This window comes from Caulobacter hibisci, from assembly GCF_016135805.1.
Lineage (GTDB): Bacteria > Pseudomonadota > Alphaproteobacteria > Caulobacterales > Caulobacteraceae > Caulobacter > Caulobacter hibisci.
Genome location: NZ_JADWOX010000002.1, coordinates 104,294 through 130,674 on the forward strand (window position 1 = coordinate 104,294; position 26,381 = coordinate 130,674).

The following is a 26,381-nucleotide window of genomic DNA, read 5'->3' on the forward strand; positions in this document are numbered from 1 at the left end:
TGTCTGAGTTGAGCGTCTCGCGTTCGCGCGTGTTGCGTCGTCGTCTCCTGGGGTGCAGCCTGGCGGCCCTTGCCGCGGGCATGGCAGGGACGGCCCAGGCGGCCTGTTCGCCCAATCCGCCTACGGGCCTGGTCACCACATTCTGCTCGGGCGCGACTACCGGTCGCCTGACCGTCGCAACGACCAGCACGACCGAGATCTCGGCCGGCGCCAGCCTGACGGCGGCCGGCGGCGACAACGCCGCTGTGCTGATCACCTCGACCGGCACGACCTATATGACGCCCGTCACCACCGCGACCCTGAACGTGCTGGGGCGCATCAACGGCGGCGCCGGGGCTGGCGTTCTGGTGCGCAACGAGACCACGGTTCCCTATTTCAACCAGACCACCGCCAATATCGTGGTGGGAGCCGACGGGGTGATCGAGGGCGCGACCGCGATCCGCCTGGATGGGACGACGGGCGCGAATTACTACGGCCGTTCGATGGCCAGCATCGACAACAGCGGCGTAATCCGTTCCTCCTCCGGGGCGGCGCTGGTCGCTTCCCCGGTCGACCGGACGGCCTTCTTGACGGTGATCAACCGCGCCGGCGGCTATATCGGCGGCATCAGCGGTACGGTCCAGACGCTCGACAACGCCGGCGTCATCGATGGCGGTTCGGGTTCGGCCTTCAGCTACGCGTCTGGCAACTACGCCCTCTGGGGCGGGGTGGTGACCAACACCGGCACGATCCGGTCGTCGGGATCGGTCGCGACGATCAACCCGGGCTCGGCTCCGTCGATCATCAACAGCGGCCTCATCGTCAACACCGGGACGGGCGTCGCCATCGGCGCGTCGGGCGGCATCGTGGTGGACAACAAGACCGGCGGCGTCATCCAGGGCGGCGGCTCGGTCGCCATCGACGCCTTCAACGGCTCGGGCGCGCTGCGGATCACCAATCGCGGCGTGATCAACGGTTCGGTCCTGGCCACCTCCTATGCCTATGACGGTTCGTCAGTCGACAATGTAGGCGGTGTGATCAACGGCGACTTGGTGTTCGGCTCGTCCGGCGACGTGCTGATCGCCGCCTGGGGGGCAAGCGGCCTCGACTATGGTACGATCACCGGCCGGCTCGATGGCGGCGGCGGCGCGAACGCCGTGCGGCTTCTGGTTTCCAGCGATCAGACCCTGGGCCAGGCCTTCGCCGGCTCGGTCCTGCCGACCAATTTCCAGACCTACCAGATCGCGCTGAGCAACAGCGCGGTCGTCACCTTCGAGGGCGACCTGCCCGATGGCGTGGCGCTCAGCGGGACGGGCGGCGTCGTCTCCAAGGGGACGGTCAACACCACGGGCACGGCCTTCTCGACCTACTACACCTCGGGCATGCGCCTGAACTTCACCAACAGCGGCGACATCACCGCCCAGCTGTCGATCCCCAGCGGATCGGGCCCCTATCTGCCGTCCGCCTACGCGGTCTATCTGCGCGGCGCCGCCAAGTTCGTCAATTCGGGGACGATCCAAGGCCTGAACGGCAATGGCGCCTATGTCGTCCAGGACTATTCCACCGACACCTTCCTCAACAGCGGCTCGATCATAGGGTCGGCCTACGGGCTGACGGTGAGCGGCTTGTTCACCAACGAGGGCCTGATCCGTTCGACCGATGGCGTGGCGGTGCTGCTGGATCTCGGGGGCGGGGTCACCCGGGGAAAGACTTCGACCAACACCGGCCGTATCGAGGGCGTCACCTCGGGCGTCACCATGTCGTCCGTGACCCTGGTGAACAACGGCGTGATTACCGCGTCCAACGGCGCGGGCGTTGCGCCGGGCTACTATTCGACGGTCGACAACGGCGCAGACGGGGTCATCGCCGGAACGACCGGCTCGATCGCCGCCGGCTACAACGTGATCGTCCGCAACGCAGGGACTTTGAATGGCGACGTCAATCTGGCGGCGTCCTATTATGACACCTCGTCTGACGTGTTCTGGGATGCGGGCGGCACGCTGAACGGCTCGCTGTTGTTGGGCGGCGGCGACGACTACTTCGTCACCGACCTTGGCCGGATCAAGAACGGCAAGTTCGTCGGCGTGACGGGCTTGGTCGATGCCGGCGCCGGCGCCGACACCCTCGTGTTGCGGATCGCCACTGACACCAAGGCCACGCTCGGCGCTATAGCCGGGTTCGAGAAGCTGGCCCTCACCCTTGCCGATGACGCCAAGGCGACGATCGCCATCGACGGCGTCCTGAACAGCAGCCTGGCGACCAGTGGGGCGGGGACGCTGGACCTGACGGCCGACATTGCCACGTCCGACTCGATCCTGACGGTCAACGGTCCTCTGGAGCTGTCGACCCAGGGCGTCAGCTATGGCGCGACCAGCCAGCTCTCGGTGATCAGCCGTGGCGCGCTGAGCGTGAACCAGTCGGTCGCCGGCTACTGGACCAGGGCTATCCAGCTGACCTCGGGCGCGACGTTCGAGAACGCCGGCTCCCTGACGGTGTCAGGCGCAATCGCGATCACGGGCGGCGACAAGGTCGTCAATTCCGGGACCATCGCCCTGTCGAACGCTGCGGGCCTCTACGACGCCAAGACGTTCGTCAACACCGGCAGTCTCACCCAGACCGCGGGATCAGCGTCGGGCTATGTCGTCAGCGGCGTGCTCACCGTGCAGAACAGCGGCACGATCTCGACCATCTCCTCGGCGATCCAGTACGGCGGCTGGTCGAGCACGCCCTTCACCGTGACCAACAGCGGGGTGATCGCCAGCAGTTCGGGCGCGGCAATCCAGAGCGAATACGCCTCGAACCTGGTCAACATCACCAACGCGGCCGGCGGTTCGATCTCCGGCGCCACCGCCGCGATCTCCACCGGCTACTATGCCGACACCATCCGTAACGACGGCGCGATCACCGGCCTGATCAGCACCGGCTACGGCGACGACCGTATCGAGAACTATGGAACGATCACCGGCCGGGTGGATCTGGGCGACGGCAACGACACCTTCGTGCAGTGGCTCGGCGGCAAGATGGACGGCACGGTCGACGGCGGCTACGGCCTCGACACCCTGGTCATCGACTCCACGGGCGGCGGCAGCCTCAGCGGCTCGCAGTTCGTGAACTTCGAAAGCTTCCGCCAGATCGGCGGCGGCAGCATCACCTATTCGGGCGACTTCACCGCCTCGACCCTGCTGCTCGACGGCGGCGAGGCCAAGGTCGCCGCCGGCACGACCGTGCGGACGACCGGATCCACCACCTTCTCGGGCGGCGCCAGCGGCGAGCGCCTGATCAACGAGGGGACGATCGCGGGCCGGGTCTCCTTCGCCGGCGGCGTCGACAGCATCGTCAATCGCGGCGTCATCGGCGGGACTGTGAGCCTGGGCGCGGGCGATGACAGCTTCACCGAAGGCGCGGGAAGCTCGGCGGGCAACATCGACGGCGGCGGCGGGATCGACACCTATATCGTCGAGCTGGCGGGCGACCGCACCGGCCTGAGCGCGCGCACGAACTTCGAGGCCCTGTCGGTCACCGGCCAGGGGACGCTCGGTCTCACCCTCGACCAGAACTGGACCTCGATCAGCCTGGCGGGCGCGGGCCTGACCCTGCGCAAGGCGGGCTTCTCGGTGGCCGGCGTCTATGGCGGCGACGCCGCCGAGACGGTGTCGATCGACGGCGACGTGGCCACGATCAACCTCGGCGGCGGCGACGATCGTCTGATCCTGGCCGGCGCCAGCTTCGGCGGCCTGAAGATCGGCGGCGCGGGCGTCGACGTCCTGTCCTTCACCGACACCGGCCTGGTCACGCTGACCGGCCAGTTCAGCGGCTTCGAGACCGTCAACCTGGCGGGCGGCGCCCTGGCGGTGGCCGGGTCGTTTGGCGCGACCGGCGACACGACCGCCTTCGGGGCCGGGAGCCAGACCCTGTCGGTGCTGTCGGGCGGGGTGCTGTCCGGAACCATCGACCTGGGCGCGGGCGACGACGTCCTACGTCTGGCGGCCGGCGGCCAGCTGGCCGGCACGGTGCTGGGCGGGGCGGGCTCCGACCTGGTCAGCATCGACCTGGTCTCCGACCTGTCGCTGCGCGGCGACCAGCTGCAGCAGTTCGAGACCCTGGAAGTCACGGGCACGGGGGCGCTGAACTTCACCGGCGGGGCGGCCCAATTCACCCGCCTGGTCACTTCCAGCCAGGACTTCACGATCGCCAGCGGCGCCAGTCTGCAGGCCGGAGACCTGACCCTCGGCGTGGCCGCCAACACCGTCACCGTCGGCGGCGCGTTCCAGGGACGCATGGACCTGGGCGCGGGCGACGACCTGCTGCGCCTGACCTCGGGCTCCACCTTCAGCGGTTCGGCCGCCGGCGGCGCGGGCTATGACCGCCTGGAACTGGCCGTGGGCGGCACGGACGCCGCGCCGACCGCCTTCGGCGTGGGGGCCTTCACCGGCTTCGAGGCGCTGGGCGTGCAGTCGGGCGTCTCCAGCCTGTCGGGCGACTTCGGCTTCGACACCATCCAGGTCTCGGGCGGCCGCCTGATCGGCTTGGCCGGCTCGCGACTGTCGGCGAGCACGATCACGGTGGGGCAGGGGGCGACCTTCGGTTCGGCCGGCGCCGTCGTCGGCGACATCGCCGTCAGCGGGACGCTCAGCCCCGGCGCCTCGCCCGGCACCATGACGGTGACGGGCAATGTCGCCCTGGCCGCCGGCTCGACCAGCCTGTTCGAACTGACCTCGTCGGTCAGCGACAAGCTGGTGGTCTCGGGCAAGGTGACGATCGCCCAGGGCGCGACCCTGAAGCTGACCGGCGCGGCCACCGGACTGACCCCGGGCCGGCGTCTCGACCTGATCGTCGCCAACGGCGGCATCACCGGTTCGTTCTCGACCGTCCAGGGCGCCGAGGACCTGAACCTGCACCTGACCCAGTCGGCCACCCGGTTGGAGGCCCTGGGCCTGTTCACCACCAGCTCGACCTTCTCGCGGGAAGTCTCGAACCTCGTCACGACCCTCAACACCGCCTTGATCGCCGACAAGGCCAGCGCCAGCCTGGTCGCGGCCCTGCCGGCCCTGGTCGATCCGACCACCGGCCGCAGCAACGCCGCGGCCCTGGCGCGCGTGACGCCGCAGGCCTACGCCTCGGCCACGCAGCTGGCGACCGAGGATGGCCTGGCGGTCATCGACGCCGCGCGCGGCCAGTCGCGGTTCGCGCCCGAGGAGGCGGGGCTGTTCGGCTTCGGTCAGGCCTTCGCCGGCCGCCGCGATCTCGACGGCGATACGGGCGCGGGCGTGGTGAGCGGCAAGATCGACGGCGCGGGCCTGATCAGCGGCGTCGGCTACGGCCTGAAGTCGGCCTGGATCGGCGGCTTCGTCGGCTATCTCGACGGTCGCCAGCGCCTTGCTGGACTGGACGCCCGCACCGAGCTCGACGGCTTCGTCGTCGGCGCCCTCGGGCGCGTGGCCCTGTCAGGCTTCGAGCTCGACCTGGCGGCGGCGCACGACAGCGCCGACACCGCCACCCGGCGCACCGCGCCCGGCGGCGTCCAGGCCAGCGGCGACTACAAGCTGAAGACCTGGGTCGCCGACGCCAGGCTGAGCTATCCGGTCGCGGTCGGCGGCGGCGACTGGGCGGTGCGCCCCAGCCTCGGCGCCAGCTATGTGGCGACCAAGCGCGGCGGCGTGGCCGAACAGGGCGGCGGGGCCTTCGGCCTGACCCTGTCGGGCGAGAGCACGACCACCTGGTTCGTCGACGGCCAGGTCGAGCTGCGCGGCGGCCAGGCGGCGGGCGCCAAGCTGCATCCGTTCGTCTCGCTGGGCTTCCGCAGCCGCGTCGGCGGCGACGATCCGGCCGCCTCGGCCCGCCTGACCGGCCTGGACGCGACGATCACCGCCGACGGCCTGCAACGCGCCAAGACCCTTGGCGCGGTCGGCGCGGGCCTGGGCTACGACGTCTCCGGGCGGATGACGGTCTCGACCGCCTATTCCGGCGAGTTCGGCGACGGCGGCCGGCAGGCGGTGCTGGCCGGGCTGAACTGGAAGTTCTGATCCCGGCGATCATCATCGGAAAGAACGGAAACCCCGGAGCCTGGCTCCGGGGTTTTTGGTGCGCGGTCTACCGTCAGGCCGCCGGCAGCCGGATCTCGATCCGCGCCCCTGTCGTCCCTTCGAGGGGCGACAAAATCGCGATACGGCCGTCATGGGCGGCTACCGCCGACTGGCAGATGGCCAGGCCCAGGCCCATGCCGCTGGACTTGGTGGTGTAGAAGGCCTCGAAGGCTCGCTCGGCGGCCTCGGGCGAGAAGCCCGGGCCCGTGTCGGCGATCTCGATCACCGCCTCGTCGCCCTCGCGGCGCGCGCGCGCCAGCAGGCGGCGGGTCGGACCGCCGGCCATCGCCTGGACCCCGTTCAGCATCAGATTGACCAGGGCCTGCTGCAGCACCACCCGGTCGCCCTGGATCATCGTGTCGCCGGCCTCGGGCGCCAGCACCAGTTCGACGCCGTGCTCGGCGACCTCGCGGGCCACGAAGCTGGCCGAGGCGGCCAGCAGGCCGTCCACCGCCAGCGGCGCACGCTCGGCCGGGGCCTGGGCGATCAGGCCCCTGATGCCGCGCACCACCTCGGCGGCGTGGGCGGCGGCCGTCACCACGTCGGCGACGGCGTCCTTGGCCTCTTCGAGGTCGGGCGTTTCGCGGTCGAGCCAGCGCTGGGCCGCGCCGGCGGCGTTGGAGATCGCCGCCAGCGGCTGGTTGACCTCGTGGGCGATCGAGGCCGACAGCACGCCCAGCGTCGCCGCCCGCAGCGCCTGCTCCAGCTCGGCCCGGGCCCGGTCGAGCCGTTCCTGCATCCGCCGCCGTTCCGTCAGGTTGACGATCGAGGCCTGCACCCGGTCCAGGCCCTGTTCGTGCGGCGGGAAGTTCAGGGCCACGATCACCGGGATCAGCTCGCCCGTGCGGCTGCGCACCACCGTCTCGGTCTCGAAACTGGGCCGGCCCTCGTCGAAGGCGAGCAGGAACTGGGCGAAGGTCTCGTCGGTCTCGGGCAACAGCTGGTCCAGCCGCTCGAAGAAATCGGCCTTGTCGGCCACCCCCATCATGGTCAAGGCCGTGGCGTTGACGTCGGTGATGCGCACCGTCGCCTTGATCTGGCGGACCAGTTCGGGATGGCGCGCCAGGTGGTCGGCCAGGTCGGTCACGCCCTGCGCCCGCAGGCCGTCCAGCGCCGCCTTCACCGGCCGGAAATCGTGCTCCCAGATCGAGATCGCCAGGGTGTTGAAGATGGTGCGGTAGCGGGCCTCGCTGAGGGTCAGGGTCCGGCGGGCCTGCTGATTGCGACCGGTCAGCAAGGCCGCCACGCCCAGCGCCGCCAGACTAACCAGCAGGCGCAGGGTCGGCGCCAGTTGCGGGGCGCGGCCGTGCGAGACGGCGAAGCTGATCGTGGCCAGGGCCGCGCAGGCCAGGGTGACCCCCCACAGCCGCCGGCCCGTCAGGTCCTCGCCGACCAGTAGGGGCACGAGCACGTAGAGCACCGCCACCGCGCTCGACAGCGGCGTGAAGGTGTCGACCACGAAGACGGCGGCGGCGATCGCCGCCGCGCCCCCCAGCCGCAGGCGGCGGCCCAGGGGCGAAGCGGTCGGGGCGGGGAAGGGGTGGGCGAGCATGCGAAACTTCATAGCGCGACCTGCATGCCGGCCGGGACCCCATACCAAGGTCTGGGGCGCGCCAACCAAGTCGGTACGCCGGGCCTACGTCCGTTCGGTGTCGGGGCGTGGCGGCCCCTCGCTAAGGTTGCGGTCATCAGAGGCGGCAGGAGGCCAGCATGTTGCGCGCGATAAACACCCGGGCGGACACCGGAACCAACAGCTCCACCCCGCCCCAGGCGATCTGGCTGGTCGAGCAGGCCCGCGCGGCCCTGGAGGACGACCTCGGCTCGGCCCGCGCCATGCTCGACCGCCTCGCCGTCGTGCTGGGCCCGCGTGAGCCGCGCAGCTTCCTGCCGGGCTCGCCCGTGCGTGGCCGGGGTCCGGCCCGGGGCGGCTTGGCCGGCTGGCAGATCCGCGCCGTCGCCGCCCATGTCGAGGCCCGCCTCGACGACAGCCTGCACGTCGAGACCCTGGCGGCCCTGGTCGGGCTCAGCGCCAGCTATTTCTGCCGCGCCTTCAAGGTCAGCACCGACGAGACGCCGCACGTCTACATCATGCGCTGCAGGCTCGAGCATGCCCAGGCGCTGATGCTGGAGACCGACGACAGCCTGGCCCACATCGCCGCCGTCTGCGGCCTGGCCGACCAGGCCCACCTGACGCGGCTGTTCCGCCGCCACACCGGCCAGACGCCCAATGTCTGGCGCCGCGAGAACCGCCCCTGGGGCCGCAGCCTGGTCACCGGCTCGCTGAAGCGGGCCTGAGCCGGCGGGCAAAGCGTTCGGCGAGGTCTGATCGGGGCGCATGGACCTTGCGTGACCACGCCGCCGCCGGACGTCTTGTCGAAACCCCGCATCCCGGCGCCGCCCCGGCGCGCCCGTCCGAGAGAGCGCGGCCGTACAAGCCGGCCCACGCATCGCCAAGAGATCATCCCCGTCCGGCGCCAGACTGGCCCCACGACCTTTCCAGGAGAAGACCATGGACATCGACACCGCGCGCTCGCGCCGCCTGGCCCCGCTGACCACGCCCACGGGCCTGGGCGAGGCCGCCGCCAAGGACATCTCGGCCGCCCTGACCGCGCTGCTGGCCGACGTCTTCGCCCTCTATCTGAAGACCAAGAACTTCCACTGGCACGTCTCGGGCCCGCACTTTCGCGACTATCACCTGATGTTCGACGAGCAGGGCGACGAGCTCTACGCCATGACCGACCCGATCGCCGAGCGGGTGCGCAAGCTGGGCGGCACGACCCTGCGCTCGATCGGCCATATCGCCCGCAGCCAGCGCGTGCTCGACAACGACGCCGACTATGTGGAGCCGCACGACATGCTGGCCGAGCTGCGCGAGGACAACGGCGGCCTGGTCGCGGCCATGCGCGCCGTCCACTCGGCCTGCGACGAGCATGGCGACATCGCCACCGCCAGCCTGCTGGAGAACTGGATCGACGAGGGCGAAAAGCGCGTCTGGTTCCTGTTCGAATCCGGCCGTCGCGACCGGGGCTGAGTGTCCGGCGCCGTCCGCCCACGCGGGCGGCGCCGACCGACATCGGGAGCCGTCGCCATGAACGACATCCAGAAACTGGCCCTGAGCACGGCTACCGCCGCCATGCTCGCCCTTGCGGCCTTCGTCGCGGTGATCCCTCATGGCCGGGCGGCCGGTTCCGGCGTTTCCGTTCAAGACGCGGAGACGTCACGCACCCCGCATTAGGGCCGCCGCCAGGAAGACCCCATGACCAAGCCGCTCGCCGCCGACGATCCCTACGCCCGCACCGCCCAGATCTTCCCGGTGCTGGCGCCCGAGCAGGTCGAGCGGCTTTCGGCCTATGGCGCCGTCGAGACGATCGCGCCCGGCCAGGTGCTGTTCCGCCGCGGCGACCGCCGGGCCGACTTCTTCCTGGTGCTGGAAGGCCAGGTCGGGATCACCCGCACCGGCGAGCACGGCGACGACGAGATCCTCACCGTTCACGCTCCCGGCCAGTTCAGTGGCGAACTCGACCAGGTCAGCGCCCGCGCCCTGCTGGTCGGGGCGGTGGCGCTGGTCCCCGGCCGGGTGGTGCGTGTCGCCCACAAAGACGTCGCCCACATGATGGCCGCCGAGCCGGACATCGGCGAGATCATCATGCGGGCCTTCATCCTGCGGCGGATGGGCTTCCTGCATCACGGCCACGTCGGCATCGTGCTGATCGGCCGGCCGGACGATCCCGACACCCTGCGCATCGAGCGCTTCGCCGTTCGCAACGGCTATCCCCTGCGGCTGGTCGATGTCGACAACGACCCGGACGCCTCCAGCTGCCTTGGCCAGCACGGCCTGACCCTGGGCGACCTGCCGGCGGTGGTCACGCCCGACCGCGTCGTGATGCTCAATCCCCAGACCGCCGTCCTGGCCGACCGCCTGGGCATGACCGAGCGCTTCGATCCTGACCAGGTGTTCGACGTCGCCGTGGTCGGGGCGGGGCCGGCGGGCCTGTCGGCGGCCACCTATGCGGCCTCGGAGGGGCTGTCGACCGTGATCATCGAGGGCCTGGCGCCCGGCGGCCAGGCCGGCGCCAGCTCCAAGATCGAAAACTATCTGGGCTTTCCGACGGGAATCTCCGGCCAGGCCCTGGCCGGCCGCGCCCAGGTCCAGGCCCAGAAGTTCGGCGCACGGCTGGCGGTGTCGCGCGCCGTGGTCGGCGTCGACTGCGAAAGGCATCCCTACCGGCTGAAGCTCGAGGACGGCCAGACCCTGCAGGCCCTGTCGGTGGTGATCGCCTCGGGCGCCCGCTACCGCAAGCTCGACGTGCCGGATTACGACCGTTTCGACGGCCAAGCCATCCACTACGCCGCCACGGCCATGGAGTCCGACCTCTGTCGCGGCCAGTCGGTGGTGGTGGTCGGCGGCGGCAACTCGGCCGGCCAGGCGGCGATGTTTCTCTCCCGCACTGTCGGCCACGTGCACATGCTGGTGCGCTGCGAAGGGCTGGCGGCGACCATGTCGGACTATCTGGTCCAGCGCATCGAAAGCTCGGCCCGCATCACGCTGCATCCGTTCAGCGAGGTCACCCGCCTGGAGGGCGACCGCACCCTGCGCCGCATCGGCTGGACCCATCGCAAAACCAAGGCGGAGACGGTGGTCGACGCCGGCGCCCTGTTCGTGATGATCGGCGCCGAACCCAATACCGACTGGCTGCGCGGCTGCTTCGACCTCGACCAGCAGGGCTTCGTCCTGACCGGCGAAAGCGGCGTCGCCGGCGCCCGCTCGGCCTACGAGACCGAGAAGCTGGGCATCTACGCCGTCGGCGACGTGCGCTCCGGCTCGATCAAGCGCGTGGCGGCCGGTGTGGGCGAGGGCTCGGTCGTGGTCTCGGCCATCCACCGGCACCTGGAGGAGGCGCGGGCGCGGTAGGGGGGAGGGCCCATACTTCTTGCCCTGGACCAATAAGCATCGACCTGCGGCGACAATCGTCGAACAGGCGACGGAGGCAGGGTTCAGCGAGGCGTCAGGCTCCCGGTAGCGCCCGTCAGTTTGCCCTTGGCGTCCTTCACGGCCGTCAGGGTCATTGTTCCCAGGTCGCCAAGCCAGATGCTCTGCCCCCAGAAGTAGGTGCGATCGCTCGACTTTTCGATCGCCCCTTGCGTCCTGATCGTCGTCACGGTCACGCCGGTCGGCTCGATCGATTTGACAACCATCAGCTCTTCGCCGGGGTCGATTGAAGCCTTTTCCTCGACGAGTTTTGGTTCTGGCGCCGCTATCCAGCCGCGGACGAGTGGGCTCCGATCCTGGATCGGGTCGTCGGTGGCGGGCGAATATTCCACCCGCCCCACGCCATTCCAGCGGAAACACGCATGGGGCGGCGTGGTGGCCGCTGCGCACCATGTCAGATCATTGTCCCGCCGCTCTGGCAGCGGCGAGCTCCCGACACCCTGAAGGACGGGGAAGAAGTACGCAAAGAACGGGGCGCCGGCCGGAATCACCAGACCTTCGCCCAGGCTGTAGGTCTCAACCAGTCGCGCCGATCGAGACGGTCGAGCGACCTTTTTCACCAGGACATCGCCTTGATGAAGCTCGCCGGATTTCGGGAGGATGAGCGTCGTGGACACGAAGCCGGCGCGGCCCGACCAAAGCGGAGGCGGCTCCTGGCTCGATGAACCGGGCGCGGTCGCGGCCAACAGGGCAGAGATCATCAAGGCGCTCGCCATCCGCACTCCTGAACATTCACGATCGAACTCTGGCCGCGCCGCTCCTCTACATCGCGGCGTCGCTTGGAGTATGCTCAGGGCTGGCGACGAGCGCTACTTCTTCCACCCCTGGATGTCCTTCGCCGCGTCCCAGCCCATGTCGATCGTCACGTCGAGCACCTGCTTCAGGTAGGCCCGCGTCACGCCGCCGTAGGTGAACCCCATTCGCCAGACGATGTAATCGTCGTCGATGGCCGCGTCGGCCAGGAAGAGGGGATTGCGCTCGGCGGCGATGGCCTTGGCCGCCTTTGGGCTAGCGGCCCGCAACGGGATCTCGATTTCGTATTCGGTGCAGGCCTGATCGGCGCCCTCTCCCTGGCATTGCATGCCTTCCCAGGAAAGCGGCATGCCGTCAGGGATCTCGACCTCAATGCGCCAGCCGTGCTCGTCGGTCTGCTTCTCGGCCTTGATCTTCGCGCCCGCCTCGATCAGCAGAGCCTTGGCGTCGGCTTGGCGCAGGGCTTTCCAGACGACGGGAGGATCGTTCAGCGCCTGACTCCACGCCGCCGCCGGCACGCCCGCCAACATCAGGGCCAGCAGCGCCCCGCTTCCGATCCGAACCATCTACGCCCCTCAGAGGACGGGCGCCGCACACACAGCCCCGCCTTGCACTTCTTGGAGCCGCAACTTGCCGGTCTGGGCAGGCCAGTCAAGGAGGACGCCCTGGCCGGCGCGGCGTAGCCGCTAGCCCTCCACCCATCGCTTGATCGGCCGGGGATGCGGGGTCTTGTAGTCGCTCAGATCGAACGACACCTCGTCGACATAGCACCAGCCCCAGCCCTCGGGCGGGTCGTAGCCTTCGATGATCGGGTGCTCCGTGGCCTTGAAGTGGGCGGTGGCGTGCTTGCCGGGCGACTGGTCGCAGCAGCCCACATGGCCGCAGGTCCGGCACAGCCGCAGGTGCACCCACCAGCCACCAGTCTTCAGGCAGTCCTCGCAGCCGTCCGCGCTGGGCGTGACGACAACGATGGTCGAAAGGTGCGAGCAGCTCATCGGATCAACCTTTCCCGAGCATGGGGCGTCGCCGCCACCATGCACCCAGGATCGGCCGCGCGCTTGCGCGATGTCGCTGCGTCTTGCGCCAGGCGATCCGGATGCTCTCCCTGGACGCTTTCGCGCCCAGGGAGGCGTCAGCGTCAGAAGTCGTAGGTGACGCGGGCGTAGTAGTAGCCGCCGTTGATCCCGAACGGCGAGAAGCTGGGATACTTCGCCACCCCCGGATTGCCGGCGGCGATCGAGGCGGCCGTGCCGGCGGCGTTCAGCTCCTCGGGATAGACGTCGAACAGGTTGTTGGCCCCGAGCGCCAGCTTCAGCCCGTCGGTGACCCGGTAGGACAGCTCCAGGTCGGTGATCAGGTGCGACTTGATCTCGTCCTTGAAGTAGGTCCCGTTGACGTTGGTGTAGGCCCAGGCCTTGCCGTACAGGGTGTTGACGAGGTTCACCGTCCAGCGGTCCTGGGTGTAGACCGCCGACAGATTGGCCTTGTAGCGCGGCGAGGCGTGCTCAAGGAACGCGATGGCGGCCTTGTCGTAGAGCACCGATCCGCCCAGGCCCGAGGGCGGGGCGGCGATACGGGTGACCTTGGTCTGGTTGACGTTGACGCCCAGGGTCCAGTCGATCTTGCCGAGCTCGCCCAGGTCGGTCCAGGTGCTGGCCAGGGCCTCGATCCCGCGGGTGCGGGTGTCTAGGCCGTTGGAGAACAGGTTGATGCCGGTGGTGCCGACCGACGGGTCGAGCACGTTGCCGTTGGCGGCGATGGCGTTGGTGATCGCCGCGTTGACGACCGTCCCGCTGATCTTGCCGTACAGCGCGCCGCTGCCGACGATGCGGTCCTCGACCTCGATCTGGTAGGCGTCGAGGGTCACCGACAAGCGGGGCAGGGGCTCGGTCACGATGCCGAGGCTGAGATTGGTCGACTTCTCGGGATCCAGGCCGTCCACGCCCAGCAGCTTGGCCCCGGCCGAGCCCGGCGCCAGCTGCACGAAGGCGGTGGTCGGCGAGACGTTGGTGGCCGAATAGTAGAGCTCGGCCAGGGTCGGGGCGCGGAAGCCGGTGCTGACCGTGCCGCGCACCGCGAAGGCCGGAGTGAAGTCGTAGCGACCGGTCAGCTTGGCGATGTCGGCCGAGCCGAAGTCGCTGAACTTCTCGTGGCGCACGGCGAAATCCAGCTTCAGGTTCTCGACCGGCGAGACGGCCACATCGGCATAGGCCGCCCAGCTGTCGCGATCGTGCTCGCCGGCGTCGGTCAAGGCAAAGCCCGGATAGGACTGCGAGCCTGACTTGTAGCGCGAGGCGTAGTCGCCGGCCTTGATCTCGTAGGTCTCGTTGCGCTGCTCCAGGCCCAGAGCCAGCGTCAGGGGCGAGGCCCAGCCGACCTCGAACTCGCGGCTGAGATCGAGGTTGTTGGTCCATTGGCTGAAGATGAAGTCGCCGGCGTGGAACTGGGTCGGGGTCGCGCCGGTGTCGGTATAGAGCTGGATGTTGGCCGAGTTGCGCACCCGCACCTCGTGGTCGTCGCGGCCGTAGGTGCTGGACAGGTCGTAGCGCCAGCCGCCGAGGACCTCGCCCTTGATGCCGCCGGTCAGGGCGCCGTCCTTCTCCAGCGTCCCCAGCAGCGGGCTGAAGCCCTTGGGATAGACGGCTGGCAGGCGGTTAGGCAGGCGGTAGTTCTCGTAGGCCGTGGCCTTCTTCACGCCGTAGGTGCCGAAGGCGTAGACCTCCAGGGCGTCGCTGGCCTTCCAGCCGGCCGAGACCGTGCCGGAGGTCAGCTGGTAGCGGGCGTCGCCGGCGATCTGGTTGACATAGGGATAGCCGGGCAGGGCCGATGGCCAGGTCGGATTGGCGGTCACCGCCGCGGTCGAGATCACCCGCGCGTCCGGATTGCCGCTGAAGCTGAAGTCGTGGAAGCGGTTCTCCAGCGTCAGGTTGACATAGGCGCCCGGCGCGGGCGCGAAGCCGGCATTGGCCGACAGGCTGTAGGTCTCGCCGTCGTTCTTGTAATAGGCGCCGCCGGTGGCCGAGGCGCTGCCGCCGTGGTCGGCGTCCTTGAGGATGATGTTGATCACCCCGGCGATGGCGTCGGTTCCGTACTGGGCCGCCGCGCCGTCGGTCAGCACCTCGATGCGGGCGATCGAGGCGGTCGGGATGAAGTTGAGGTCGGCCCCCGCCGATCCCTGGTAGGCGCCCGACAGCACGGCGAGGTTGGCGGTGCCGTGGCGGCGCTTGCCGTTGATCAGCACCAGGGTGTGGTTGGCGCTCAGCCCCCGCAGGCGCGCCGACAGGGTCAGGTTGGCCGCGTCGCCGCCGAAGGCCTGGGCGGTGAACGACGGCACCAGGTTGCTCAGCGCCAGGCGCAGGTCGAGCTGGCCGGTGCGGGCCAGGGCGTCCTCGGCGATCACCTGCACAGGCGCGGGGCTGTCGACGGCGCGGACGCCGGTTTGGCGTGTGCCGGTGACGATGACGCCTTCGACCGAGGCGGCGTCGAGCGCGGCGGGATCCGGCGCGACCGGATCGGCCCAGGCGGCGCTGGAAAGCGCTGTGGTCAAGGCGAGCGCCGACGCGCCCAGAATTTGGGTTTTCATCTTATCCCCCGATGAAAGTTCAGATTGTTGGGAAGGGTGCGCGATAGGCCGGGGATCCGGCCCCCGTCGCGCGGCGGGGTCTGTTGCGCCCGCGAGCCCTAGCGGACCTTGGCGGCGACGAATTCGATCTCGACCAGGGCGCCGGGCAGGACGAGGCCGGCGACCTTGACCGTGCTGCGGGCCGGCTTGTTCGGCTGGACGGGCGTGCCGAACACCTCGCTCCAGGCCTTGTTGAGGCCCGCGAAGTCGATCTCGCCGCCCTTGGCCGGGTCGCCGACCAGGAAGACGGTGGCCTTGACCACATCGCCATGGCCCAGGCCCTCGGCCTTCAGCGCCGCTTCCAGCTTGGAGAGCACCGAGCGGGTCTGGGCCTCGGTGTCGCCCGGGGCGGCCTTGTCGGCGATGCTCGGCAGGGCGCCGCTGAGGAAGATCAGCTCTGTCCCAGCCGGCACGGCCACAGAGGGTGTGATGGCGATCGCCCCCGACGAGGGCGCGCGGCGGATCTCGGCGGCCTTGGCTGAACCCGCCGCGAAGGCGGCGGTCAGAACAAGGGCGAAGGCGAGCTTGCGGATCATGGGTGGGTCTCCGTTCGAGAAAGGATGAGGCCGTCGGCGCGAACGCGCTGGGCGATCAGGCCGACCGTGCGGCGGGCGGCGGCGACGCCGCCCTCCTGCCAGCTGGGCAGCTGCGAGAGATGGGCGCCGGACAGGAAGATCCGGCCCTGGGGCTGGTTCAGCAGGCGGTAGGCGGCCGGGTCATTGCCGTCGGCCTCCCAGTGGATCCAAGGGCCGAGGTTGAAGGCCTGGCGGTTCCAGTCGATGACCAGGGGCGCGGCCAGGTCGCGGCCCTTGCCGGGATGCAGCTTGTCGATCGCCGCCCGGGTCAGGGCGACCTGCTCGTCGAAGCCGCGGGCCTGGAAGGCGCGGGCCGGCGCGCCGACCGTATAGGCCCCGACCAGCAGGCCGCGCGGCTGGTGGAAGCCGGCGCTGGGATACCAGACCAGGGTGGTCTCGCCGCCGACGAACGACAGCCCGCCATAGATCTGCTCGGCCTCCCAGAAGCGCGGCGCGTCGAAGGCCACCTTGGTGGCGTTGTCGTATTTCGCGCCGGCGATGGCGGCGGTGACCTCCCCCGGCAGGTCGGTGGCGATCTTGGCCAGGATCGGCAGCGGCACGGTGACGACCAGATAGTCGGCGGTCAGCTTGCGCGAGGCGCCGGTCTTGCGGTCGCGGATCGCCACCTCGGCGATCTTCGGCGTCTGGCGGAAGGCGGTGACCTCGGCGCCCAGCAGCACCGGACCCTTCAGCGCCTTGTGCAAAGCCTTGGGGATGGCGTCCATGCCGCCCGTGGGCTCCAGCATGGTCGCCTGCATCAGGATGTTGTCCTCGAACAGGGCGTAGGGCAGGGCGTCGTCGGCCAGCAGCTCGCGCAGGGGCAGGGCGGGCCTGGCCACGCCGCGCTGGTCGGCCGCGCCCGGCGTCGTCAGATAGCCCGAGCGCTCCGAGCCCCTGTAGGCGCCGCCGGCGTCGAGATCGCCGTAGGTCTTCAGGAAGGCCAGCAGCCGTTCCTTGTCAGGACCGGTCAGCTCGGCGTCGAGGCCGCCGCCGCGCGTGGCCTTGGCCAGCAGCTCGGAGAGCCCGCCGCGCAGGTCGTTGATCGCCTGGCGCTGCTGGATCGGCTTGCCGCCGAACGCGCCGTCCGATTGCAAGAGGCTGCTGCGGCTGGAATTGACCTCGACCTCCAGCGGCACGCCCAGGGCCTTGGCGTAGGACAGCACGCCCTGGTGATGGCTGGGCAGGCGGGCGGGGCCGGCGTTGAAATAGAGGCCGGGCGAGAAGCCGGCGGTCTGGCTAGGGCGGTCGATGGTCTCGACGCGGTCGCCGCCACGGATCGTCCAGTTGCGGCCGCCGACCCGCTCGCGGGCCTCGACGACGGTGACGGCGAAGCCGGCGCGTTCCAGCTCATAGGCCGCGACCAGGCCGGCGATGCCGGCGCCGAGCACGACGACCGAGCGGCCCTTGCCGAAGTCGCGCGGCAGGTCGGGGGCCTCTTGGGCGAAGGTGCTGGAGGCCAGGCCGAGGCCTTGCAGGGCCGCATAGCCGGCGGCGAACCCGCCGATGGAAAACGCGCGGGTGATGAACGAACGACGACTGACCAAAACCGAAAACGCCCCCGAAAGACCCTCCCCAAGAAGCGGCCGCCGCCGAGGCGGCGGCCAAGAGTGAACGCGGGGAAGTCGCCAAAGAAGGAAGCGTCGGCATGCGTCGCCTCCAAGGACGATTGCTGGGCGCCGGCTACCACTTTCGGTATTCAGAAAAACTACGACGGCTTGCCGTTGTTCTCCCGGTCAAGTTTCATAAGTCGCGTTCGTGATTGATTTTTATGGATTATCGATCTGGATCAGTCGTGAGTTTTCGTTGCGTTTCGGCTTATGAGTAATTGCGTTCGATCTATTGCGATCGATGCAGTTTCGCCGGGCTCATCGGGCGTATTGAGCCGGGCTTGAGCTTCGGCGCGTGTTTGGCGAGCCCGCAACCTTCGGTAAGAGTTTTTCTGCCCGCGTGGCGAGATTATCGGCCGTGCGGACGCCGCGGCGGCGGGTCTAGGTTTTCGCCATCGACGCGAAAAAGCTTCAGGAGAAGCCGATGTCCGACCGCAAGCTGCACCCCGAAACCCTGGCCCTGCACGCGGGTTGGCGGGCCGATCCGACGACCGGCGCGGTGGCCCCGCCAATCTACCAGACCACCTCCTACCAGTTCCAGAGCGCCGACCACGCGGCCGACCTGTTCGCCCTGCGCCAGTTGGGCAACATCTATACCCGCATCGGCAACCCGACGATCGACATCCTCGAGCAGCGCCTGGCCGCGCTCGAAGGCGGGGCCGCCGCCCTGGCGGTGTCGTCCGGCCAGGCCGCCTCGGCCTTCTCCATCCAGAACCTGGCTCGGGCCGGCGACAACATCGTCAGTTCCACCGACCTCTATGGCGGCACCTGGAACCTGTTCGCCAACACCCTGCGCGACCATGGGATCGAGGTCCGCTTCGTCGATCCGGAGGATCCCGAGGCCTTCGCCCGCGCCACCGACGAGCGCACCCGCGCCTACTACGCCGAGACCCTGCCCAATCCGAAGCTGACGGTCTTCCCGATCGCCGAGGTGGCCGCCATCGGCCGCAAGCTGGGCGTGCCGCTGATCGTCGACAACACCGCCGCGCCTCTGCTGGCCCGGCCGCTGGAGCACGGCGCGGCCATCGTCGTCTATTCGACCACCAAGTATATCGGCGGCCACGGCACCTCGATCGGCGGGGTGATCATCGACGGCGGCAATTTCGACTGGGAGGCCCATCCCGAGCGCCATCCGTCGCTCAACACCCCCGACCCCAGCTATCACGGCGCGGTCTGGGCGCAGGCGGCCAAGCCGCTGGGACCGATCGCCTACATCCTGCGGGCCCGCACCGTGCTGCTGCGCGACCTGGGCTCGGCCCTGTCGCCGTTCAACGCCTTCCAGATCCTGCAGGGGCTGGAGACCCTGCCGCTGCGCATCGCCCGCCATTCGCAGAACGCGCAAGCCGTGGCCGACCATCTGGCCCGGCATTCCGACGTGATCCGGGTGATCCACCCCTCGGCCCAGGACGGCCTGCGCCGCCAGCGCGCCGACCGCTATCTCTCGGGCGGCTATGGCGGCCTGGTCGGCTTCGAGCTGGCCGGCGGTCGCGAGGCCGGGCGGCGGTTCATCGACAGCCTTGGCCTGTTCTACCACGTGGCCAATATCGGCGACGCCCGCAGCCTGGCCATCCATCCGGCCTCGACCACCCACTCCCAGCTCAGCGCCGAGGACCAGGCCGCCACCGGCGTCTCCGACGGCTATGTGCGGCTGTCGGTGGGGCTGGAGCACATCGACGACATCCTCGCCGATCTCGACCAGGCCCTGGCCTCGGCCCGTGAACTGCCCGCCGCGGCGGAGTGATCCACCGAACATGAAGAAGCCCCGCCACGCGGATCGCTTGGCGGGGCTTTTCTGTATTTGGAACAGACCTCTAGCTCAAAATCCTCGTCATTAAGAACCTTGGTTGTTCTAAACCGAGCATCCCCGCGAAGGCGGGGATCCAAGCCGAGTCCGCAGGTGATCCGCGGCCTCGCCTCATCCTGAAAGTCAGCTTGGATCCCCGCCTTCGCGGGGATTTTACGGATTTGGGGGTGGTGAGCCCGTGAAGGCCGTTTAGCCCCCAGCGACTTCGGGCGTCCCCAACCCCGCCAGCCCCCGGTTCCACGCCACCAGCGGCGCGGCCGGGGTGAAGGCGAAGTGTTCGGCCTCGACGATGAAGACCGAGTGGCTGCCGGTGTCGATCACCGCGTCGACGAAGCAATCGGCCCGCGCGATCCCGCCCCGGAAGGCGGGCGCCGCGCCCGGCGCCAATCGCCAGCGTTCGGGCGCGAACCGTTCGGCCGCACGCGATCCGCTGGCGAAGCGCAGGGCCTCCTCCTTGTCGCCGGCCGCCAGCAGCGACACCGACAGGGCGGGGCGGCGGAGGAGGGCGTCGTGACACCCCGCCTCCTTGCGCACGCAGAACAGGAAGCGTGGCGGCTCGACGGACAGCCCGGTGATCGAGCTGACCAGCAGGCCGCGCGGCGCCTCGCCGTCCCAGCAGGAGACGATGGCGACGCCGCTCGCGAGGTGCGCCAGCACGTCGGTGAAGGTGGCGGGCGGGGCTTCCCCCGCCGCCGCGGCGTCGTAGCGGGCCATCAGCCGACCGCCGCCGCCGGTTGGGCCTCGATCTGGGCCTCGCGCTCGGCCACCAGCTTGCGCACCAGCGGCAGCAGGTCGCGGCCGTAGGCGATGGCGTCCTCGACCGGATCGAAGCCGCGGATCAGGAAGGTGGTGACGCCCAGGTCGTAGTAGTCGAGCAGGGCCTCGGCCACCTGTTGCGGCGTGCCGACCAGGCCCGTCGAGTTGCCGGCCGCGCCGGTGACGGCGGCCACGCCCGTCCACAGCCGCTTGTCGAGGCGCGAGCCTTGGGCGGCCGCGTCCAGCAGGCGCTGAGAGCCGGCGTTGGGCGGACGGTGGCCGCTGGTCGGCAGGCCGGCGGCCTCGCGGATGGCCTTGGCCTTGGCGACGATCTCGTCGGCGCGGGCCCAGGCGGCCTCTTCGGTGTCGGCGATGATCGGGCGCAGCGACAGCGAGAACTTGACCTGGCGGCCGTGCTTGGCGGCGGCGTGGCGCACGCGGGCGATGGTCTCGGCGACCTGGGCCTGGGTTTCACCCCACAGGGCGAAGATGTCGGCGTGCTTGCCGGCCACCGGGATCGCCGCTTCCGACGAGCCGCCGAAATAGACCGGGATCTGGGGCGCGCGCAGCGGCTTCACCGCGCCGAAGCCCTGGTCGACCTGGTAGTATTCGCCCTTGTAGTCGAAGGGCTTTTCGCTGGTCCACTCGGCGCGGACGATGTCGAGATACTCGCTGGTGCGGGCGTAGCGCTCGTCCTTGGTCAGGTGGTCGCCGTCCTTGGCCAGTTCCTCGTCCGAGCCGCCGGTGATGATGTGCACGGCCACGCGGCCGCCGGTGAAGTGGTCCAGCGTCGCCAGCTGCCTCGCCGCCAGGGTCGGGGCGGTGAAGCCCGGCCGGTGGGCGATCATGAACTTCAGGTTCTTGGTCACGGAAGCCGCGTGCGCCACCACCAGCTGGCTTTCCGGACCGGTCGAGTGGAAGGCGACGAGGGCGCGGTCGAAGCCGCCTTCGTCATGGGCGCGGGCGATCGTCTCGACATAGTCGACGTCGATCACCGGCCCGGCCGGCGGATGGATCTCCGAGACGTTCTGGGTGTGGATGATACCGATGAATTCGACGCTCATGGGGAAAGCTCCTGAGGGTTCGAGAATGTGAAAACGAAAGACAGGTCAGTGGGCGTGGGTGGTCGCCTGGGCCGTCTCCTTGCGCAGGGCGCGGACGACGGAGGGACGGGCGAAGGCGCGGGCGGCCTTGGCGCTCCAGGCGGGATAGGCGGAAAGGTCGATCTGCCGGCGCTCGCCCCAGCGCCAGATCACCAGGGCGTAGGCGTCGACGGCGCTGAAGTGCTCGCCCAGCAGCCACGGACCCGGCGCCTGGGCCAGGCGCTCGATGTCGGCCAGGGTGCGAGCGAAGCGGGCCTCGCCGGGCGTGGCGAGCGCGGCCTTCACCGCCTCGTCGTCGGCGTAGCGCTCGGGCCGGGCGATCTGGGCGAAGGCCACGTGCACCGTGCTGGCGAACCAGCTCATCACCTCGTAGGCGTGGGCCAGCTTCAGCGGCTCCAGCAGCGGCAGGAGCTCGCTGTGTGGGTAGCGATGGGCCAGATAGGTCAGGATCGCCAGCACCTCGGTGACCGGTTCGCCGTCGACCGCCAGGGTCGGCACCCGGCCCTTGGGATTGACCTTCAGGTAGTCGGGCTTGCGCTGGTCGCCGGCCGCCAGGTCCAGGCGCTGGATGTCGTAGGCGACGCCGATCTCCTCCAGGGCCACCAGGGGGGCGAGGGAGGAACTGCCGGGCGCGATATAGAGGGTCAGGGGCATGGGGCTGGACCTCAGATCACGAAGAAGCCGTGCGACCCGTCGCGGGCCAACTGGTCGACCAGGCCAAACTCCCAGTCCAGATAGGCCTGCATGGCCTCGGCGGCGTTGTCGGTGCCCTCGTAGGGGCGCTTGTAGACGTCGGTCGGGTCGCTGGCGGCGCGGGTCAGGCCCGTCTCCAGAGCGCGGCCGGCGGCGACCCAGGCGGCCGTGCCGCCGTCGAGCACCCGCACCGGCTGGTCGGCGATGTCCTCAAGCTCCGGCGCGGCCAGCCGGGCCAGCACGCCGTCGGGCGAGGTCAGGACGATCGGCTTGCCTTCCGGGATCCTCTCCAGGGCCTCGGCCAGCTGGGCGCGGATGGCGAACCAGGCGCCGGGCACGTGGCCCTTGCGGTGAGCGGGGCTGGCGGCGAGGTCCAGCACCACGACGGCCTCGTTGGCCAGGGCCTCGGACAAGGCGCGCGGCAGGATGGTCTCGACCACCGGCAGGTGCGGCGGCGCCGTCGCGGCCCACGGACCGGCGGCCAGTTCGGCCTCGAAGCCGCCTTCCAGCACGTAGACCTCCCAGCCCAGCTGGGCCAGCCACGAGGCGGTCATGTCGGCGCGCGGGCCCAGGTCGTCGGCCAGCACGATGCGGCCGCCGCGCACCGGGGCGAAGACGTCGGTCTCCTGCACCAGCTGGCCGCCCGGCGCGCTGCGGAAGCCGGGCAGGTGGCCCTTGGCGTATTCGTCGGGCGTGCGCACGTCGAAGCGGTAGAGGGTGCGCTTGCGGTCGGTGGCCAGATCGGCCAGCCCCTCGGCGTCGATGCGGCGCACGCCGGCGCGATAGGCCACGTCGCGAGCCTTGGCGCGGGCCTCTTCCAGGGTCTGGGTCGAGACGTCGGGGAACTTGCGGCCCTGGCCGTGCTCGAGGCTCTGCTGGGCCAGGGTCCAGCCGATCGTGCCGTTGCGCAGGGCGAAGACGGGGTTGGGCACCCCGGCGTTGACCAGCGACTGGGCGCCGATCAGGCTGCGGGTGCGGCCCGCGCAGTTGACGATGATCGTGGTCGATGGATCGGGGGCCAGCTCCCTGGCCCGCAGCACCAGCTCCGCGCCCGGGGTGCTGACGCCGCCCGGGATGCTCATCACCGCATATTCCTCGAACCGGCGGGCGTCGAGGATCACCTGGTCGGCCTTGGCGTCGATGCGGGCCTGCACCTCCTGGGCGGGCAGGGACGGGGTGTGCCGCCGGGCCTCGACCAGTTCGCCGAACGCCTTGCTGTAGGAGTTCACATCCTGGAACAGCTCGTAGCCGGCCTCGGTCCAGCCCTGCAGCCCGCCCTTCAGCGCGCGAACGTCGGTATAGCCCAGGGCCGCCAGCCGCTTGCCGGCCGGCGAGACCAGGCCCTCGCCGTTGTCGTACAGCACGATCCGCGTCTCCTTGCGGGGCACGCGGTCGAGGATCTCGACCTCCAGCCGGGAGAGCGGCAGCTGCGAGGCGAACAGCGGGTGGGCCTTGGCGAAGGGGTCTTCCTCGCGCAGGTCCAGAAGGGCGATCTCACGGCGGGCGATCAGGTCCTGGCGGACCTCGCGGGGCGTGACGACGGGCAGGGTCATGGCGCGGCCTCGGCGGGGACCGGCTTGGAGCGGTCCCACAGGTTTGGAAGGGTGTCGTTGGAGTAGCCGGAGACGAAGGGCTTGGGCCGCCCGTCGGCGTCGTAGGTGGCGCGGCGCACCGCCCCGATATTGGCCCCGTAGACGTGGATGCTGATCGAGGGACGGTCGTCGAAGGCGTTGGTCACCCGGTGCACGTCGCCGACCGTCGGCGAGACGGCCTCGACCTCGCCGCGTTCGAGCCGATGGATGGGGCCGTGCGGGACGAGGGCGTCGCCGTCGCGCCGATAGCCCTGCGAAAGCTCGGCCCCGCGCAGCACGCCGACCAGGCCCCAGACGGTGTGGTCGTGCACCGGCGTGGCCTGGCCCGGCCCCCAGACGAAGCTGACCACGCTGAACCGCTCGCGGCTGTCGCAATGCAGCAGGTATTGCTGATAGCGGGCCGGACTCGGCTGGGCGTAGGCCTCCGGCAGCCAGTCGTCGTGAGCGATCAGTCCGGCCAGCAAGGCCTCGCCGTCGCGCAGGATCTCGGCCTCGTCCGAGGTGGCGTCGAGCAGCGCGCCGAGGTCTCCGACGAAGCTGGCCAGACGATGGAGGTTGGGCGCGCCGGTCATCGGATCACAGCGCGTACTTCAGCGTGACCAGCCAGGTCCGCGGGTCGGGATAGTTCTTGTAATAGACCCCCGTGGCCGGCGTGTAGGTCGAGGTCACCGGCTTGTCGCTGTCCAGCAGGTTGCGGCCCGACAGCTGCACGGCCCACTGCGGGTTGGGCGCGGTCCAGGTGATCGTGCCGTTGAGGAAGCCCTGGGCGGGCGCCTCGTCCTGCGGCCGCTGCAGGGCGCTGAAATAGGTCTTGGTCTGCCACTGGGCGTTCAGGTTGGCGCGGATCGAACCGGGGACTTCGACCGGCACGTCCCACGTCACCCCGCCCGACAGGCTCCAGCGCGGCGAGTTCAGCAGGCGGTGGCCATCGGCGTTCACGCCCACGCCGCCGGCGTTCTTATAGGTATCGTAGACGGCGTACAGCCAGCCGACCGAGCCCTGAAGGCTGAGCCGCTCGGTGGCCCGCACGTCGCTTTCCAGCTCGACGCCGTAGGTGTGGGCCTCGCCAGCGTTGCCGCGGATCGAATTGCCCGGATAGGCCGGGTCGCTGTAGCTGACCTGCAGGTTTTCATAGTCGTTATAGAAGGCCGCCAGGTTCACGCGCGCCCGGCGGTCGAACAGCTCGGTCTTAAGGCCGGTCTCGTAGGTGTTGACGTCTTCCGGCGCGAAGGGGCGGGTGGCCAGGTCCAGGCGCGTGGCCCGGTTGTCGAAGCCGCCCGACTTGAAGCCCTTGGAATAGGTCGCGTACTGCAGGACGGCCGGCGTCCACTGATACTGCACCGACAGCTTCGGCGTGATCGCCGAGAAGGTCTTGTCGGCCGTGCCGGCGATCGACTGGCCGGTGACGGCGCCGGCCAGGTTCAGCACCTTGTTGTCGAAGGTGAATTCCTTTTCCTCGTTGGTCCAGCGCAGGCCGCCGGTGACGCTGAGGCGCTCGCTCACCGCATAGGTCGCCTCGCCGAACAGGGCGTAGGCGTCAGTGTTGGTGATGTTGTGGGCCCGGGCGAAGCCGTAGTTGCTGGGCGTCGTCACCGGATCGGTGACCGTCGCGCTACGGCGGCTGTAGCCGTCGCGCTGCACGAAGAACCGCTCATGCAGGTAGAACAGGCCGCTGGTGAAGGTCAGCTTGCCGTAGTCGCCGTTCAGCTGGATTTCCTGGGTGGCGTACTGGTCGTTGTAGTGGATCAGGTTCTTCTGGATCAGCGCCGCCTGGCCGTCGTTGTCGTAGTAGACCGGGTTCAGGTTGAAGCCGCCGTAGGTCGTGATCGACTTGAGTTTCAGATTGTCGTTCAGGGCGTACTGGACGCGGATCGAGCCGCTGATCTGGTCGAGGTCCTGCTTGGGCTCGACCTCGGAATAGGAGCGGCGGATGTTGGACTCGCCGTTCGGCTGGGTGACCGGCACGTAGCTGCGGCTGTCGCTGCGGTCGCGCAGGGCGTTCAGCGTCAGCAGCACGTCCAGCTTCTCGGTCGGCTTCCAGCGCAGCTTGGCGCGGTAGGCGTCCAGGTCGATGCGGTTGACGTCGTGGTTCAGCGTCGGGTCGAAGGTCACCCCGTCGCGCTTGTGGTGGATGTAGGACAGGCTGCCCGACAGCTTGCCTTCGACGATCGGCCCCTCGACCAGGGCGCGCACGTCGACGGCGCCGTAGCTGCCCAGGCCGACCTCGGCCTTGGCGCGGAACGCCTCGCCGGGATCGCGGGTGATGATGCGCAGGGCGCCGGCGCTGGAGTTGCGGCCGTACAGCGTGCCCTGCGGCCCGCGCAGCACCTCGATGCGCTCAAGGTCGTTGAACTCGACCATCGAGCCGATCTGGCGCGGGATGTAGACGTCGTCGACATAGACGGCCAGCACCGGCTCCTGGATCGGATCGGCCTCGCCGACGCCGCGCAGGGCGTAGGTCTGGGTGGTGTGGCTGATGGTGACGCGGCTGATGCTGAAGTTCGGGATCTGGCCCGACAGGTCGCGGATGCTGTCGACCTTGCGGTCGGCCAGGACCTGCGGGCCGAAGGCCGAGATGGCGATGGCGGTCTTCTGCAGGTCGGTGGCGCGGCGCTCGGCGGTGACGATCACCTGCTCGACGGCGGGGGAGGCCGCATCGTCGGCATTGGCGGTCGGCGCCGGTTCGGCGGCCAAGGCTCCGCCAGCGACCGCGAGGCCCGAAGTGAAGGCGAGAAGTTGAAGCTTGAAGGTTCGCACGATTTTATCCCCGACTTGTTCGGTGGGGATTTGCCGTGTCGCCGCCCTTCATCTCAACGAATATAAA

The 26,381-nt window shown here is 69.7% G+C and carries 19 protein-coding genes; 6 read left to right on the forward strand and 13 right to left on the reverse strand.

Translation table 11 applies throughout. The features are described 5' to 3' along the window. Positions 1-80 precede the first annotated feature (80 nt). The gene (locus tag I4Q42_RS03715) at positions 81-6,002 is read left to right on the forward strand and encodes an autotransporter outer membrane beta-barrel domain-containing protein (RefSeq protein WP_198574720.1); all 5,922 of its coding nucleotides are present in this window, start codon (positions 81-83) and stop codon (positions 6,000-6,002) included. Positions 6,003-6,075: 73 nt separating this feature from the next. Here the strand turns inward: I4Q42_RS03715 and I4Q42_RS03720 are convergent, their stop codons facing one another. After that, on the reverse strand, positions 6,076-7,614 hold the full coding sequence (locus I4Q42_RS03720) for a sensor histidine kinase (RefSeq protein ID WP_198574721.1): 1,539 nt from the start codon (positions 7,612-7,614) through the stop codon (positions 6,076-6,078). Between the two features lie 158 nt (positions 7,615-7,772). Between I4Q42_RS03720 and I4Q42_RS03725 the strand changes: the two genes are divergently transcribed. The 4 genes from I4Q42_RS03725 to I4Q42_RS03740 all read left to right on the forward strand — a co-directional run bounded on the left by I4Q42_RS03725 (position 7,773) and on the right by I4Q42_RS03740 (position 10,974). Then, positions 7,773-8,357 carry a helix-turn-helix domain-containing protein gene (locus I4Q42_RS03725; protein WP_198574722.1) on the forward strand — a complete coding sequence of 195 codons (585 nt, stop codon included), beginning with the start codon at positions 7,773-7,775 and terminating at the stop codon, positions 8,355-8,357. Positions 8,358-8,571: 214 nt separating this feature from the next. Beyond that, the gene (locus I4Q42_RS03730; protein WP_198574723.1) at positions 8,572-9,093 is read left to right on the forward strand and encodes a Dps family protein; all 522 of its coding nucleotides are present in this window, start codon (positions 8,572-8,574) and stop codon (positions 9,091-9,093) included. A 57-nt stretch (positions 9,094-9,150) separates the two neighbouring features. Next, positions 9,151-9,297, forward strand: coding sequence for a hypothetical protein (locus tag I4Q42_RS03735; protein WP_198574724.1), 147 nt, complete (start codon positions 9,151-9,153; stop codon positions 9,295-9,297). Between the two features lie 21 nt (positions 9,298-9,318). Beyond that, complete coding sequence (locus tag I4Q42_RS03740; protein ID WP_198574725.1) at positions 9,319-10,974, forward strand: FAD-dependent oxidoreductase; 1,656 nt, start codon at positions 9,319-9,321, stop codon at positions 10,972-10,974. Positions 10,975-11,057: 83 nt separating this feature from the next. Here the strand turns inward: I4Q42_RS03740 and I4Q42_RS03745 are convergent, their stop codons facing one another. The 6 genes from I4Q42_RS03745 to I4Q42_RS03770 all read right to left on the reverse strand — a co-directional run bounded on the left by I4Q42_RS03745 (position 11,058) and on the right by I4Q42_RS03770 (position 17,546). Continuing rightward, entirely contained in the window at positions 11,058-11,768 is a 711-nt protein-coding gene (locus I4Q42_RS03745) for a hypothetical protein (RefSeq protein WP_198574726.1), read from the reverse strand. A 93-nt stretch (positions 11,769-11,861) separates the two neighbouring features. Further along, positions 11,862-12,371, reverse strand: a complete 510-nt coding sequence (locus tag I4Q42_RS03750) for a hypothetical protein (protein WP_198574727.1) — start codon at positions 12,369-12,371, stop codon at positions 11,862-11,864. A 120-nt stretch (positions 12,372-12,491) separates the two neighbouring features. Then, positions 12,492-12,800, reverse strand: a complete 309-nt coding sequence (locus I4Q42_RS03755) for a UBP-type zinc finger domain-containing protein (RefSeq protein ID WP_198574728.1) — start codon at positions 12,798-12,800, stop codon at positions 12,492-12,494. A 143-nt stretch (positions 12,801-12,943) separates the two neighbouring features. Beyond that, positions 12,944-15,388: a TonB-dependent receptor plug domain-containing protein gene (locus I4Q42_RS03760; protein ID WP_198574729.1), complete on the reverse strand. Its 2,445-nt coding sequence runs from the start codon at positions 15,386-15,388 to the stop codon at positions 12,944-12,946. Between the two features lie 98 nt (positions 15,389-15,486). After that, entirely contained in the window at positions 15,487-15,963 is a 477-nt protein-coding gene (locus I4Q42_RS03765; protein ID WP_198574730.1) for a RidA family protein, read from the reverse strand. Beyond that, complete coding sequence (locus I4Q42_RS03770; RefSeq protein WP_198574731.1) at positions 15,960-17,546, reverse strand: flavin monoamine oxidase family protein; 1,587 nt, start codon at positions 17,544-17,546, stop codon at positions 15,960-15,962. Before I4Q42_RS03770 ends, I4Q42_RS03765 begins: the two co-directional genes overlap by 4 nt. Before the next feature lie 487 nt (positions 17,547-18,033). Here I4Q42_RS03770 and I4Q42_RS03775 point away from each other — a divergent pair, with 487 nt between their 5' ends. Further along, entirely contained in the window at positions 18,034-19,350 is a 1,317-nt protein-coding gene (locus tag I4Q42_RS03775; RefSeq protein ID WP_198574732.1) for an O-acetylhomoserine aminocarboxypropyltransferase/cysteine synthase family protein, read from the forward strand. A 252-nt stretch (positions 19,351-19,602) separates the two neighbouring features. Here I4Q42_RS03775 and I4Q42_RS03780 read toward each other — a convergent pair whose 3' ends face one another. Genes I4Q42_RS03780 through I4Q42_RS03805 form a run of 6 tightly spaced genes read right to left on the reverse strand, consistent with a single transcriptional unit; the run spans position 19,603 to position 26,314 of the window. Beyond that, positions 19,603-20,127: a flavin reductase family protein gene (locus I4Q42_RS03780; protein WP_198574733.1), complete on the reverse strand. Its 525-nt coding sequence runs from the start codon at positions 20,125-20,127 to the stop codon at positions 19,603-19,605. Then, entirely contained in the window at positions 20,127-21,233 is a 1,107-nt protein-coding gene (locus I4Q42_RS03785; protein ID WP_198574734.1) for an LLM class flavin-dependent oxidoreductase, read from the reverse strand. The genes I4Q42_RS03780 and I4Q42_RS03785 overlap by 1 nt, the downstream gene beginning before the upstream one ends. Before the next feature lie 45 nt (positions 21,234-21,278). Further along, positions 21,279-21,926 (reverse strand): glutathione S-transferase family protein, encoded by a 648-nt coding sequence (locus I4Q42_RS03790; protein WP_198574735.1) that lies wholly within the window; start codon positions 21,924-21,926, stop codon positions 21,279-21,281. Positions 21,927-21,937: 11 nt separating this feature from the next. After that, positions 21,938-23,518: a rhodanese-like domain-containing protein gene (locus I4Q42_RS03795; RefSeq protein WP_198574736.1), complete on the reverse strand. Its 1,581-nt coding sequence runs from the start codon at positions 23,516-23,518 to the stop codon at positions 21,938-21,940. Further along, positions 23,515-24,129 carry a cysteine dioxygenase family protein gene (locus I4Q42_RS03800; RefSeq protein ID WP_198574737.1) on the reverse strand — a complete coding sequence of 205 codons (615 nt, stop codon included), beginning with the start codon at positions 24,127-24,129 and terminating at the stop codon, positions 23,515-23,517. The genes I4Q42_RS03795 and I4Q42_RS03800 overlap by 4 nt, the downstream gene beginning before the upstream one ends. A gap of 4 nt (positions 24,130-24,133) precedes the next feature. Then, positions 24,134-26,314, reverse strand: coding sequence for a TonB-dependent receptor (locus I4Q42_RS03805; protein WP_198574738.1), 2,181 nt, complete (start codon positions 26,312-26,314; stop codon positions 24,134-24,136). Positions 26,315-26,381 lie beyond the last annotated feature (67 nt).